Source organism: Pseudomonas sp. Irchel 3F6 (genome assembly GCF_900187595.1).
Taxonomy (GTDB): domain Bacteria; phylum Pseudomonadota; class Gammaproteobacteria; order Pseudomonadales; family Pseudomonadaceae; genus Aquipseudomonas; species Aquipseudomonas siliginis.
In genome coordinates this window covers 566,638-579,725 of the sequence record NZ_FYDP01000003.1, presented here as the reverse complement: position 1 = coordinate 579,725, position 13,088 = coordinate 566,638, and the positions used below count along the sequence as shown (strand labels likewise).

Annotated in this window: 9 protein-coding genes; 3 read left to right on the top strand and 6 right to left on the bottom strand. The window is 60.7% G+C overall.

All coding sequences use genetic code 11. The annotated features are described in order from the left end of the window. Positions 1-37 precede the first annotated feature (37 nt). From CKW30_RS14195 to CKW30_RS14185, 3 genes are read right to left on the bottom strand one after another with little or no spacing between them, the layout of a single operon-like run. Positions 38-1,648: an arylsulfatase gene (locus CKW30_RS14195; protein WP_095181126.1), complete on the bottom strand. Its 1,611-nt coding sequence runs from the start codon at positions 1,646-1,648 to the stop codon at positions 38-40. Positions 1,649-1,662: 14 nt separating this feature from the next. After that, positions 1,663-2,478, bottom strand: a complete 816-nt coding sequence (locus tag CKW30_RS14190) for an ABC transporter ATP-binding protein (RefSeq protein ID WP_095181125.1) — start codon at positions 2,476-2,478, stop codon at positions 1,663-1,665. Beyond that, entirely contained in the window at positions 2,475-4,073 is a 1,599-nt protein-coding gene (locus tag CKW30_RS14185; RefSeq protein ID WP_095181124.1) for an ABC transporter permease, read from the bottom strand. Before CKW30_RS14185 ends, CKW30_RS14190 begins: the two co-directional genes overlap by 4 nt. A 395-nt stretch (positions 4,074-4,468) precedes the next feature. Here CKW30_RS14185 and CKW30_RS14180 point away from each other — a divergent pair, with 395 nt between their 5' ends. Continuing rightward, positions 4,469-5,482, top strand: a complete 1,014-nt coding sequence (locus CKW30_RS14180) for an ABC transporter substrate-binding protein (protein ID WP_056787018.1) — start codon at positions 4,469-4,471, stop codon at positions 5,480-5,482. A gap of 100 nt (positions 5,483-5,582) precedes the next feature. Here CKW30_RS14180 and CKW30_RS14175 read toward each other — a convergent pair whose 3' ends face one another. After that, positions 5,583-6,503 carry a LysR family transcriptional regulator gene (locus CKW30_RS14175; RefSeq protein WP_095181123.1) on the bottom strand — a complete coding sequence of 307 codons (921 nt, stop codon included), beginning with the start codon at positions 6,501-6,503 and terminating at the stop codon, positions 5,583-5,585. Between the two features lie 182 nt (positions 6,504-6,685). Between CKW30_RS14175 and CKW30_RS14170 the strand changes: the two genes are divergently transcribed. Then, a complete protein-coding gene (locus CKW30_RS14170) occupies positions 6,686-7,594 on the top strand; it encodes a TauD/TfdA family dioxygenase (RefSeq protein WP_056787022.1) in 909 nt (302 codons plus the stop codon). Positions 7,595-7,791: 197 nt separating this feature from the next. Here the strand turns inward: CKW30_RS14170 and CKW30_RS14165 are convergent, their stop codons facing one another. Continuing rightward, on the bottom strand, positions 7,792-9,408 hold the full coding sequence (locus tag CKW30_RS14165) for an alkaline phosphatase family protein (RefSeq protein WP_095181122.1): 1,617 nt from the start codon (positions 9,406-9,408) through the stop codon (positions 7,792-7,794). A gap of 178 nt (positions 9,409-9,586) precedes the next feature. Further along, positions 9,587-10,531, bottom strand: a complete 945-nt coding sequence (locus tag CKW30_RS14160; RefSeq protein WP_095181121.1) for a LysR family transcriptional regulator — start codon at positions 10,529-10,531, stop codon at positions 9,587-9,589. Positions 10,532-10,696: 165 nt separating this feature from the next. On the opposite strand from CKW30_RS14160, the gene CKW30_RS14155 reads away from it, so the two are divergent. Beyond that, entirely contained in the window at positions 10,697-13,057 is a 2,361-nt protein-coding gene (locus CKW30_RS14155; RefSeq protein WP_095181120.1) for a TonB-dependent receptor, read from the top strand. The last annotated feature ends 31 nt before the right edge of the window (positions 13,058-13,088 follow it).

Below are 13,088 nucleotides of genomic sequence, written 5' to 3'. Positions count from 1 at the left end.
GGAGAGGGCTGGGGTGAGGGGGGCTTTTGATCTTGGTTCAATCCGGCTGAAACGGCGAAGCACTGAGGATCACCCCGGTCTCTTCTACATACCGCTGCCAATGCCCGATCAAGTCATTGAGTTTCTGCGGCTGACTCAACGCCAGATCATAAATCTCCCCTGGATCGCTCGCCAGATCATAAAGTTGCCAGGTCGCTGGCCCGACCGGCCCGGGAATCCATACCGCTTTCCACGAGCCCTGGCGAATCGCCCGGCGTCCGAACAATTCCCACCCTGTCACGGTGTGCTCGTCATGCACCTGCGCGGTCTCGCCGGACAGGAAGCCCAGCCACGACTTGCCGCGCAGTGGCGCCACCGCTTTGCCTTTCCACTGTTTACCCGGATGCCGCACGCCAGCCAGATCGAGAATGGTCGGGGTGATATCCATCACCGTGCCGAAACCATGGCTGATCTGCCCTTTCAGCGGCAATTGTGGATAGTGCAGCAGCGCCGGCACGCGGATCCCGCCCTCGGTGGTGAAAGCCTTGAACAAGCGTGACGGCGCGGTTGCCACTTGCGCCCAGTTCGGCCCGTACCAGACGTAGGAATTGGCCCGGCCGATGTTGTCGAGGCTGTTGTCGTAATGCTGGTTGAGGTAGGTCATCAGCTCCGGGCCGAATTTGGGGAACGCTTCCAGCAGCGCGCCTTCGGCACCGTTGTCGGACATGAACAGGATGAAGGTGTTGTCGAGCTGGCCTTGCTGGCGCAGGTAATCGACGACCCGGCCGATGTTCCAGTCCATGCGCTCGACCATCGCCGCGTAGACCTCCATGGCTCGTGCGGAAATCTGCTTTTGCTCATCGCTCATCGCGTCCCACTGCGCGCTGAGCTGAATCAGCGGGTGCGGTTCGACGTCTGCCTCGATCAGACCCAGTGCCTTGAGTTTTTCCAGGCGTTCGAGGCGCAGCACTTGTGGGCCGGCGTCATAGCGGCCACGGTATTTCTCGACGATCTCGGCCGGTGCCTGCAGCGGCCAGTGCGGCGCGGAGAAGGGCAGGTAAGCGAAGAACGGCCGGGTCTGATCGCGTTCCTTGAGGTACTGCAGCAGCTTGTCGCCGAAGGCATCGGAGGAATAGAAATCCTTCGGCAACTCGTCAACAAACTGATCGTCCTCGATGTACAGCGCCGGGGTGGATTTCAGCAGGCCCGGCGTTTGCTCATCGTAGGTCGGCTCGAAACCATAGTGGTTGGCAGCGCCCGGCAACAGTGAAAACGAGCGCTCGAAACCGCGCGCATGGGGCGCCAGTTCAGCCTTCAGACCCAAATGCCATTTGCCGCTCATCAAGGTTTGATAGCCGGCCTCGCGCAGCAGCTCGGGCAGGGCGACGACGCGGTCATTCAGGTAGCCTTCGTAGCCAGGTTTGCCGATCAGTTCCGGGGTCAACGCTTCGGCCATGGTGCCGATGCCGGCGATGTGGTGATCGGTGCCGGTCAGCAGCATCGAGCGCGTCGGCGAGCAGGTCGGTGCGGTGTGGAAATCGGTCAGGCGCAGGCCGTTCTCGGCCAGCGCATCGAGGTTCGGCGTAGCGATTTCGCCGCCGAACGCACCGATGTCGGAAAAGCCTAGGTCGTCGGCCAGAATCACTAGAAAGTTGGGACGTTGCGGCATCGCGAAACTCCTGTTCAGCAGGCAATGAACGTCAGCGGCAGATCGCGGATCCGCACCGGTGCGCTCGGTTGGTAATGGTCATCACTGGTCAGCTCGTGCAGCAGTTCTTCGCGCAGCTGATGAAAGTCGTAACTGCTGCGCTGGCGCGGGTGCGGCAGGGCGATGTCGACCACTTGCTTGATCCGCCCCGGACGCGGCTCCATCACCACCACGCGATCGGCCAGAAAAATCGCTTCCTCGACATCGTGGGTCACCAGAATCGTGGTGATCTTTGCTCGTTCGCGGATTGCCAGCAGTTCGTCCTGCATTTGCTGGCGGGTCAGTGCGTCGAGGGCGCCGAAGGGTTCGTCGAGCAACAGGATTCGCGGGCTGGCGACGAGACCGCGAGCAATCGCCACGCGCTGCGCCATGCCGCCGGAGAGTTGATGCGGATAGGCCGCGGTGAAATCGCTGAGGCCGACCAGCTCGATAAAGTCTTTGATGCGTTGTTGTTTCTGCGCTCCGCTCAGCGGTTCATTGACCAGGCCCAGGCCGATGTTGTCGGCGACCGTCAGCCACGGAAACAGACGATGTTCCTGAAAGACGATACCGCGCTCGCCGCCGATGCCGCTGACGGCCTTGCCATCGACACTGATCTGTCCGCGAAACTCGGTGTCGAGGCCGACCAGCAAACGCAGCAAAGTGGATTTGCCGCAGCCGCTGGAGCCGACGATGGCGACGAATTCGCCCTCGGCAATGTCCAGGTTGAATTCGCGAATCGCCTCCAGTTCGAAACCGTTGACGGCGAAGGATTTGCCTACGTGGTTGAAGCTGACAATCGGTGCGTTCATGCGTGTCTCCAGCGGGTCGCGCGAATTTCCAGGCGTTGGCCGATCAGGTTGAGCAGGGCGCCGGTGAGGCCGACCAGCAGCATGCCGGCCATGATCAGATCCATGCGCAACAGCTGCTGCGCGCCGATCATCTGGCTGCCGATGCCGCCATTGGACGGCATGAAATATTCAGCGCCGATGGTGCCGAGCCAGGCGTAGATCAGGCTCAATCGCAGCCCTGCGAAAATCCCCGGCGCAGCGCCGGGCAGCACCAGTCGACGCAGGCGCTGGCCGAGCCTCAGGCGCAGCACTTGCGCGGCTTCGTTGAGTTGCGGCGAGAGATTGGCGACGCTGCGCTGGGTGGCGACGAACAGCGGGAAGAAGGCGGCGAGAGCGACGAACACCCACTTGGCCAGTTCGCCGAGGCCGAACCACGCGGTGAGCAGCGGCACCCAGGCGAAAATCGCAATCTGCCGCAGTGCGGCGAGTGTCGGGCCGAGCAGGCGTTCGCTGAAACGCGACAGGCCGAGCAGCAAGCCCAGGGCGAAACCGAGGCCGCCACCGATCAGCAAGCCGCCCAGGGTGCGGCTCAGGCTCAGCGCCATGCCGTTGACCAGCGTGCCGTCGAGTAGTCCGTCCCACGTCGTGCTCAGCACAGCCGCAGGGCTGATCAGAATATTCGCGTCGACCCACTGCTGATCATTGGCGTGTTGCCAGAGCGCCAACAAGCCCAGCGGCAACAGCCACGGTTGCAGGCGTTGCCAGCCCTGATAGCGCGGGCCGCGTGTGATGTGCGCGGTGGCCGGGTGCGGCCAGTGCACCAGTCTGCGGTCGAGCAGGCCGATGCCGCGATCCATGGCCACACCGATCAGACCGATGACCACGATGCACACGAACACGATGTCGAGCATGAACAGCTGCCGCGCCCAGACCATCAGATAGCCGATGCCTTCACTGGAGGCCAGCAGCTCGACCGCCAGCAACGAGGTCCAGCCGGCGGCGAGTGCCAGGCGCACGCCAGCCATGAACGCCGGCAGCGCAGCGGGAAGCACCAGACGACGAATCAGCAGACGCGGCGGCAGGCGCAACACGGCGGCGGCTTCGCGCAGTTTCGGTTGCGCATCGCGCACGCCAACCAGTGTGTGCAAGGTCACCGGCACCACAATGGCCTTGATCAGCACCACCAGTTTCAGCACTTCGCCGATGCCGAAGAACACCATGAACAGCGGAATCCACGCCAGCGTCGGCACCTGCGCCAATCCAGCGAATGTCGGAAAAACCAGGCGCTCCAGACGTCGACTGAAGCCCAGTGCGGCGCCAAGCACCGCGCCGGTCGAAACGCCTGCCAACAAGCCCCAGAACAACCGTTGCAGGCTGATCCACAAATGACTCCACAACTCGCCTTGGGCCAGTTCCACAGCGCTGCTCCACACCAGCGATGGCGCCGGCAGGATCTGCTCGCTCATCCACTGATTGCGCGCGGCCAGCCACCACAGGACGAACAGGCTGACGGGTAGCAGCCAGGGCAAAAGGCGTTGATTCAGGCTCGGCCAGGTGCGACGGCTTTTCAGCGGCGGCGCGGCCAGCGGCAGGCTGAGCAGAGATTGACGGGCCATGGGTGACCTCCGTTGTCGGGTTGCATGGCGAACCGCTTTTCATGTGGGAGCGAGCCTGCTCGCGAATGGCTGTTTCAGGCAGCACTGATGTCGGCTGGTATGGCCTATTCGCGAGCAGGCTCGCTCCCACACTGGGTTTCGTCATATATGAAACTGATCTAACAAAGTTGCGTTCGATGCTATCGGGAGATAAGCGAATCCATTTAAGGCTTGCCTGCTTACGCGCATCCAATGCATTCGAAGAATATTTTCGATGCTGTTAATGCATATCGCCCTGCACGGCGCACAACCACTTGCTTAGCTCACAAAGATATAAAAATGTGAATTTTTAGTATTTAAGCGAATGTAGCCAGTCAGCCTACTTTCGGCTCCTCAGCGATCAAGGAGCCGCACCCATGAACCTTCCCTTCAAACGAATCCTCAGCCTGTTTGCCGTCCCCGCGCTTGCAGGCTTTCTCGCGCTTGGCGCCCAAGCCGAGGAGCTCAAGGAAATCCGCATCGCCGTGCCCGACCTCAGCGCCGGTACGCAGCACAGCGGCGGCGGCATCGTCGATGTGCTGCGCGATCAGCAGATCTTCGAAAAGGCCTTCGCCGAGCAGGGCATCAAGATCCAGTGGAGTTTCTTCAAGGGCGCCGGGCCGGTGATCAATGAGGCGTTTGCCAATGGGCAGGTCGATCTGGCCTATCTCGGTGATCTGGCCGCGATCATCGGCAAGTCCAACGGTCTGGACACGCGCCTGCTCAGCGCCACGGCGCGTGGGGTCAAGCAATACCTCGGCGTGGTGCCGGGCTCGGGAATCAAGACCCTGCAGGATCTCAAGGGCAAACGCGTGGCGATCTTTCGCGGGACGGCGACGCAACTGTCATTCGATGCGGCGCTGGCCAGTCAGGGCCTGAGCGAGAAGGATCTGAAGGTGATCAATCTGGATTTCAACGCGGCGGTCTCGGCGCTCGCGGCCAAGCAGATCGATGCCTCGTGGGGCAGCTCCGCGCTGAGTGCCTTGCAAGCCAAAGGCCTGGCGGAATTGCCGCTCAACACCAAGGACCTTGGCGGCGCTGGCAGCGTGCAGGCGGTGTTGCTGGGTAATGGCAAGTTTGTCGACGCCCATCCTGAGGTCATTGCGAAACTGCTCAAGGCGCAGCAGCAAGCGGTCGAGTGGCTGACGCAGGACAGCAACAAGGACGCCTATGTGCAGCTGGTATCAGGGCTGGCCAGTTATCCGCCGGTGATTCTGGCTCAGGATCTGAAGGACCAGAATCTCAGTGAGATTTTCCCGTCGACACTGGATCCGGTGTTCTTGAGCGGCCTGCAGGACAAGGTCGACCTGGCGGCGCAGCAGAAGCTGATCCGCAAGCCGTTCAAGGTCAGTGATTGGGTGGCGCCTGAACTCTCAGCCGCCAAGCTTTAGATCTCCAGCGTCTTCGCTGCCCTCTTCGCGAGCAGGCTCGCTCCCACATTGGATGTGTACACAGGTCCTGTGTGGGAGCGAGCCTGCTCGCGAAAGGGTTTCAGACAGCGACGCTGACGTCCTGCCGATCCAACGCGATCAACGTCTCGATCATTGCCCTCGCTGCTGGTGATAGTCGAAACCCGGTGCGGCTGACGATGCCGCAGCGCGCGTTCATCGTTTCGAGGTTCTGCGGCAGGTTGCGCCAGTGCAGCAGCACCAGCGAGCCCTTGGCGACATCCTCGGCAAACGCCTCCTCGGTACCGACACCTATCGCATTGGATTGCAGCACCACTTTGACCAGTGCCGGAAAGTGCTCGGTCTCGATGGTCGGCGAGAAATCGATGCGCCCGCTCAGGTTCGCCAGCAGCTTGCGAATGCCCGGCGGGATCAGTGTGGCGGCCAGCGGGTAGTCGAACATGTCGTTGGTCGACAGGCTTTCCTTGGCCAGCAACGGATGCCCCGGCCGGCAGAAAAACACGCCGCGCTTGGGCGTCAGCGGTTGCGTCTGGAAATTCGGGTCGGATTCGAAATGGCGGATGTCGGCGATGAAGAATTCGATCTCTTCGCGGCTCAGCGCACGGCTGAGTTTTTCCCAGTTATCCACTTGAAAACAGGTGCGCACTTTCGGGTGCGCATTGATGAACTGCGCCACCGCATCCGGCACCAGTTTCACTGCCGGCGCCGGGCCGCAGCCGAAGTGCACTTCGCCAGCGTCGAGCTTGGTCATCTGCGTCACTTCGGCGCTGAGCAAAGCTGCGCCCTGCACCAGGCTCAGGGCGTGTTGCAGCACCACCTGGCCTTCGGGCGTCGGGCGCAGATCCTTGTTGCCGCGATCGACCAGCACGCAACCGAATTCCTGCTCCAGCCCCTGAATGCTGCGGCTGAACGCCGGTTGAGTGATGCCCATGGCGTCTGCCGCACGGACAAAACTGCGGTGTTCGTTAAGGGCGATGAAGTAGCGCAACTGGCGAAGATCCATATGCTTTTCCGGCATCCTAAAAATAGCTCGAAGGCATTTGCGACGAGGGTTGCTTGAGGTTTTAAATGCAAGCTCTTATTCCGTCAACGAAGCATGTGATTATCTATTAGATGTAAATGGAATATAGATAGAGCGTTGTTTCGCTGCCGTCAAAACCGCAAGCCGTCGATGAGGGTCTTCCCATGAGCAATGCCGCACTCGCTGTAAAACCCGTTTCTCACGCGCTGGAAATTCACCCGGTGGCCGGTCGTATCGGTGCCGAAATCCGCGGCGTTCACCTGTCCGGTGAGCTGGACGCCGCCACTGTCGAAGCCATCCAGCAAGCCTTGGTCGAATACAAAGTGCTGTTCTTCCGCGAGCAGACGCAACTCGACGATCAGCGTCAGGAAGCCTTTGCCCATCTGCTTGGCGAACCGGTGGCGCACCCGACCGTGCCGGTGCGTGAAGGCACTCGCTACCTTCTGGAGCTGGACGGCGCCGAGGGCCAGCGCGCCAATTCCTGGCACACCGACGTGACCTTCGTTGATGCCTATCCGAAAGCATCGATCCTGCGCTCGGTGGTTGCGCCGGCATTCGGCGGCGATACGCTGTGGGCCAACACCGCGACCGCTTACAGCGGTTTGCCGAGCGAGCTGCGTGAGCTGGCCGACAAACTGACCGCTGTGCACAGCAACGAGTACGACTACGCCGGGGCGAAGCCGGACGTCTCGGCAGAGAAGCTGGAGCGCTATCGCAAAGTCTTCACCTCGACCGTCTACGAAACCGAGCACCCGGTGGTGCGCGTGCACCCGATCAGCGGCGAGAAGAGCTTGCTGCTGGGGCATTTCGTCAAACGCATCAAAGGTTATTCACAGGCCGATTCGGCACACCTGTTCGGCTTGCTGCAGAGCCATGTGATCCGCCAGGAAAACACCGTGCGCTGGCGCTGGCAGGCTGGAGATGTGGCGATCTGGGACAACCGCTCGACGCAGCATTACGCGATTGATGATTACGGCACCCAGGATCGCGTGGTGCGCCGGGTGACGCTCAAGGGCGAGGTGCCGGTGGGGGTGAATGGGCAGCGCAGCCAGACCATCAAAGGTCGTGATTGAAGATCAAGAGCCCCTCACCCCAGCCCTCTCCCAGAGGGAGAGGGAGCCGACCGAGTTATCTCGCGTTATGCATCGACCTGAAAGACCTTATCGATTATGGATTCGGTGAAGCTGGATCAGGTCGGTGCACCTCTGAAATATCCCCCATTCAGTCCCCTCTCCCTCTGGGAGAGGGTTAGGGTGAGGGGCTCTTCCCGCTACCAAACACCAATCTGAACAACCTTCTCGGTTTCCGGTTCGCCATAACGAAACCGCTGCCCGCGCAAATCGATCTCCGGATGGCTGATCGTCGTCCGCCGCTTCAACCCCCTCATCCACTCAAACAGATATCCGGCATGCTCCTCGCGCACCGCCGCGTATGCCGGGTCCTCACCCAGATCATTCAGCTCCTGCGGATCATTCAACAGATCAAACAGCTGCGGTCTAAACCCGTCGTACGCCAGGTATTTCCAGCGCTCGCTGCGCACCATGGTCATGCGGCAACGGTCGATCGGCTGGCCGAGACGTTCCCGCGCCGGGGCCTGGAAGGCGTAGTCGTATTCGCTGATTGCATAGCGGCGCCAATCGGGATTTTCCCCGTGCAGCAACGGGATCAATGAACGCCCTTCAAGCCGATGCTCTGCTGCCGGCAATCCCAGTGCTTGAAGAAATGTCGGCAGCGCATCGATGGTTTCTGCCAAGCGCTCATCGACAGTGCCGCGAGTGACATCCGCCGCCCCCCGAGGATCGCGCACGATCAACGGCACACCCACCGCCTGCTCCAGCAAAAACTCCTTCTCGCCGAGCCAATGATCGCCGAGGAAATCGCCGTGATCGCTGGTGAACACGATCAACGTGTCATCCCAGCGCCCGTTGCTCTGTAGAAAATCGAACAGTCTCCCCAACTGATCATCCACTTGCTTGATCAGGCCCATGTAGGTGGGGATTACATTCAATCGTACTGAATCGCGGGAGAAGTTGCGGCTTTCCTCATGTTGGCGAAAGGCAGTGTATACGGGGTGTTTGCTGGCTTCGGAGAGCGTCGCGCGGATCGCTTGCAGAATCGATTTCGTACTGTACAAGGCGTGGTATGGCGACGGTACGATATATGGCCAATGTGGTTTGATGTACGAGAGGTGTAAACACCAGGATTTCTCGCCTTGCTCAGCGATGAAGTCGATGGCCCGAGTTGTAGTGTAGACAGTCTCTGAGTGTTGCTCGGGAATTCGTGCTGGCAAATTCGCATGACGCATTTTCCAGCCGCTGAGGATTTCACCGTTCTCGCCTTCGGCGGCATTCGCCCAGTCGTGCCAGGGATTCTTGCCATCGAAGCCCTGCGCGCGCAGGTATTGGGTATAGGGCGCGGATTCGCGCTTGTCGTCGAATGACGGATCGTCGGGGTAGATGCCGTCGTGGCGCAGGTACGGTTCGAAGCCGACCTCATTGAGCAACTCGGCTTGCGCGCTTTGCGGGTTGATCGCCAGCCGCTGCAAGGCGTCGACATTGGCCGTCGCATGGGTCTTGCCGACCAGCGCGGTGCGGATGCCGTGAGGTCGCAGGTAATCGCCGATCGTCAATTCATCCAGCGGCAACGGCACCGAGTTCCAGGCCACTTGATGACTGCTGACATAGCGCCCGGTGTAGGCCGACATCCGCGACGGGCCGCAGATCGTACCTTGGGTGTAGGCACGGCTGAAACGAACGCCTTCGGCAGCGAGGCGATCGATGTTCGGTGTGTGCAGATACGGGTGTCCGTAGCAGGACAGGTAATCGCGGCGCAGTTGATCGCACATGATGTACAGCACGTTGCGCACGGGGTTGGATGGGGTGGGCATGGAGTTCACCGGTCAGTGGGACAGGTGAGGGTTTTCGCTGTCGGTGAGGGTGTTCGGCAAGTGCATTTGGGGAATGGTTTTTATGCAGCGATTGCATCAGCCTCTTCGCGAGCAGGCTCGCTCCCACATTTGAAATGCGTATTCCTGTGGGAGCGAGCCTGCTCGCGAAGGGGCCAGCTCAGACCGCGAAATTCTCCAGCGAACACACCTCCTCATCCTCCGCATCAATCGCCTTGATCTGTTCGATCATCGCCTCGGCCAGTGGCGACAACCGATACCCCGCGCGGCTGACAATCCCATAGCGGGTGTACAGCTCCTCCAGATCATCCGCCAGGCCTTCGATCTTCAGACAGACCAGCTCACCCTTGGCCAGATGCAGCGCATCGGAATACGCGCCGACAATCCCGATTGCTTCTGATCGCAACACCACACTCAACAGACTCGAGCCGTTTTCGCACTCCACATTCGGGGCGAAGTCCGGGCGACCGCTGAGGTCGACGATGACCTTGCGCAGGTTCGGCGGGCGGATGCTGACCGCCAGTGGATAACTCAGCAACTGTTCGGCGGTGATTCGTTCAAACGCCGTCAATGGATGCCCGGCGCGGCAGCAGAAATGCCATTTGCGCGCCCGCAAGCGATGGGTCTGGTAGTCCGGATCCGCCTCGAATTGCCGGGTGTCGGCGACGAAGAATTCGAACTCTTCGCTGAGCAGGCGTTTGCTCAGGCTCTGCCAGTCATCGACTTGAAATTGCACTCGCGCTTTCGGGTAGCGGCCGATGAACGCGCCGATCGCGCGGGGGATCAATCCAGCGGCTGGCGCCGGCCCGCAACCAAAGCGCAATTCCCCGGCCTCGAGGCCATTGAACTGGCTGATCTCATTGGCCATCTGCTGCGCACCGCTGACCAGTCGCCGCGCATGTTCGAGCAGCACATGGCCCTGTTTGGTCGGCGGCAATTCCTTGCGCCCACGGTCGACCAACTGGCAGCCGACGCTGTGTTCCAGTGCTTGGATGCTGCGGCTGAATGCCGACTGCGACAGGTTCACCGCCTGCGCGCCAGCGACAAAGCTGCGTTGCTCAACCAGAGCGATGAAGTGACGCAATTGGCGCAAGTCGATATGCATTTTTCACATAAAAAATATCCGGGAAATGCATTGGATATGCATTAGGTCGACTCCTTATAAAGGCAATCTCTTATGCAGTAAATATTTGTAAATCCATAAATAAATAACTTAAAAGAATATGCAGCACTGAAGATGTCTGTGTGTTTTTTGACCAGGAGCCGCGCCATGAGTCCGTTGAATCTCGCGTTACCCCCATCTCCCCGACGGCTCAAACGCCTGCCTTTGGCGCTGTTGCTGGCAGGCAGCGCCAGCTGGACTCACGGCTATGCCGCCGAAGCCGAAACCCCTCCGCCCGTCCCCGCAGACACAGCGGCGGCCAACGGTTCGCAGCTGGAAACCGTGACCGTCACCACGCGCCGCCGCGAAGAAAGTTCGCAAGACGTGCCGACGCCAATGAGCGTGGTCAGCGGGCAGAATCTGGAGACGCAGCGGGTTTACCGGATTCAGGATTTGCAGCAACTGGTGCCCAGCGTCAACGTCGCTTACATGCATGCGCGGCAGTCCAGCGTGTCGATCCGTGGCCTCGGTAACAACCCGGCCAGTGATGGCCTGGAAGGCAGCGTTGGCCTGTACATCGACAACGTTTATCTGGGCCGTCCGGGTATGGCAGTGTTCGACTTGATGGATATCGAGCAGCTTGAGGTCTTGCGCGGGCCGCAGGGCACGCTGTTCGGCAAGAACACCACCGCCGGGGTCATCAATATCAGCACCCGCGCGCCCAGTTTCACGCCTGAGCGCAGCATCGAAACATCGGTCGGCGAGGACGGTTATTTCCAGACCAAGGGCACGATTTCCGGGCCGCTCAATGATGAGTTGGCCGGACGTTTTTCCGCCTATCGCACGCGCAGTGACGGCGACATCAAGAACGAATATGACGGCCACGACCTCAACGGCGGCTCCCGCGAGGGCTTCCGCGCGCAGCTGTTGTTCAAGCCCAATGAAAATTTCAATCTGCGCTGGATCGGCGATTACAACGAAGAAGATTCCAGTGCCGGCACCCGCGTGCTGTACAACACCGGGCCGACCATCAACGGCGTCAATCTGTATGAATCGCGGGCCAGCGCGGCCGGGGCGACGCTGGTCAACGGCCGGCATCGCAAGGTCAATCTCGACAATGACCAGCACGTCACCGTGCATCAGGGCGGCACTTCAGTGGAAGCCAACTGGACGTTGCCGAGCGACTTCACCCTGACGTCGGTCAGCTCTTATCGTTTCTGGAATTTCACCCCGCGCAACGACGATGGCCTCAACGTGCCGGCCAGTTACAACGCCGGCGTGTCGGTGGAAGACAAACAGTATTCGCAGGAATTTCGCCTGGCCTCGCCCAAGGGTGAGTTCTTCGATTATGTGGTCGGCGCCTACTATTTCGGCTCGGATCTGGACAACAAATCCTTCTCCTATTACGGCCCGCAGGCCGACATCTGGAATGGCACACCGGCGGGCAGCCTGGCCAACGTCACCAGCATCGGCAACGGCCATATCAAGACCGACAGTTTCGCCCTGTTTGCCCAAGGCACCTGGCACCTGAGCGAGCGGCTGGATTTCACCGCCGGGGTGCGTGGCACCTACGAGGAGAAAAACGCCTCGGTCGGCCGCAACGCGCCGGTCGGCGGTGTAGCTGTGGCCGGCGCGGCAGCCAATGCGCGTCGCGGCCGTGCCGGCGTCTACGATTCCGGAGACTTGAATCAGTACAGCTCCAGCCCCTCGGGACTGCTCAACCTGAGCTATCGCATCACCGACGATGTGCTCGGTTACGCCACGCTGTCCCACGGCGAGAAATCCGGCGGGGTCAACCTTGCGGTCGGCTCCGCACCTACCGCTGGCGCCGACTCGTTATTGATCGGCACCGAGCGCGCCAACAACGCCGAACTCGGCTTCAAAAGCACCCTGTGGGATCGCCGCCTGCAACTCAACGCCAACGTGTTCTGGACCCAGGTCAACGCTTACCAGACCAACGCCTACGACGCCGCCAACCGCGTGCAATACCTGACCAACGCAGGCTCGGTGCGCTCGCGCGGCATCGAGTTCGAAAGCACCGTGGTGCCGCTGCGTGGCCTGACCCTGAATTTCAACGGTTCGTACAACGACGTCAGCTACCTCTCGTACAAGGATGCACCGTGCCCGCCGGAAGTCAGCCAGGCCCCAGGCGCACCGGCCTCCTGCGACCTCAGCGGTCATCAAGTGGTCGGCGCATCGAAATGGATCGGCAACGCCAACGGCGAATACAAATGGAATCTGGATAACGGCTTCGAACCCTACGTCACCGGCAGCTACGCGTTCCGCTCCAAAGCGGTGGGCACGGTCGAGGATTCCGACTACGGGCAGATCCCCAGTTACGCGGTGGTCAACTTCTCTACCGGCCTGCGCGGCGATTTCAATCAGGGCCAGTGGGACGTCTCGCTGTGGCTGAAAAACGCCTTCGACAAAACCTACTACACGACTCTGTGGACCGGCGGCAACGGCGGCTATGAAGGCCTGCTCGGCACCCCGCGAACCCTCGGCGTTACCGGTCGCTACGACTTTTAATTGAGCTTTCAAGGCGCTGACCTGGACATGG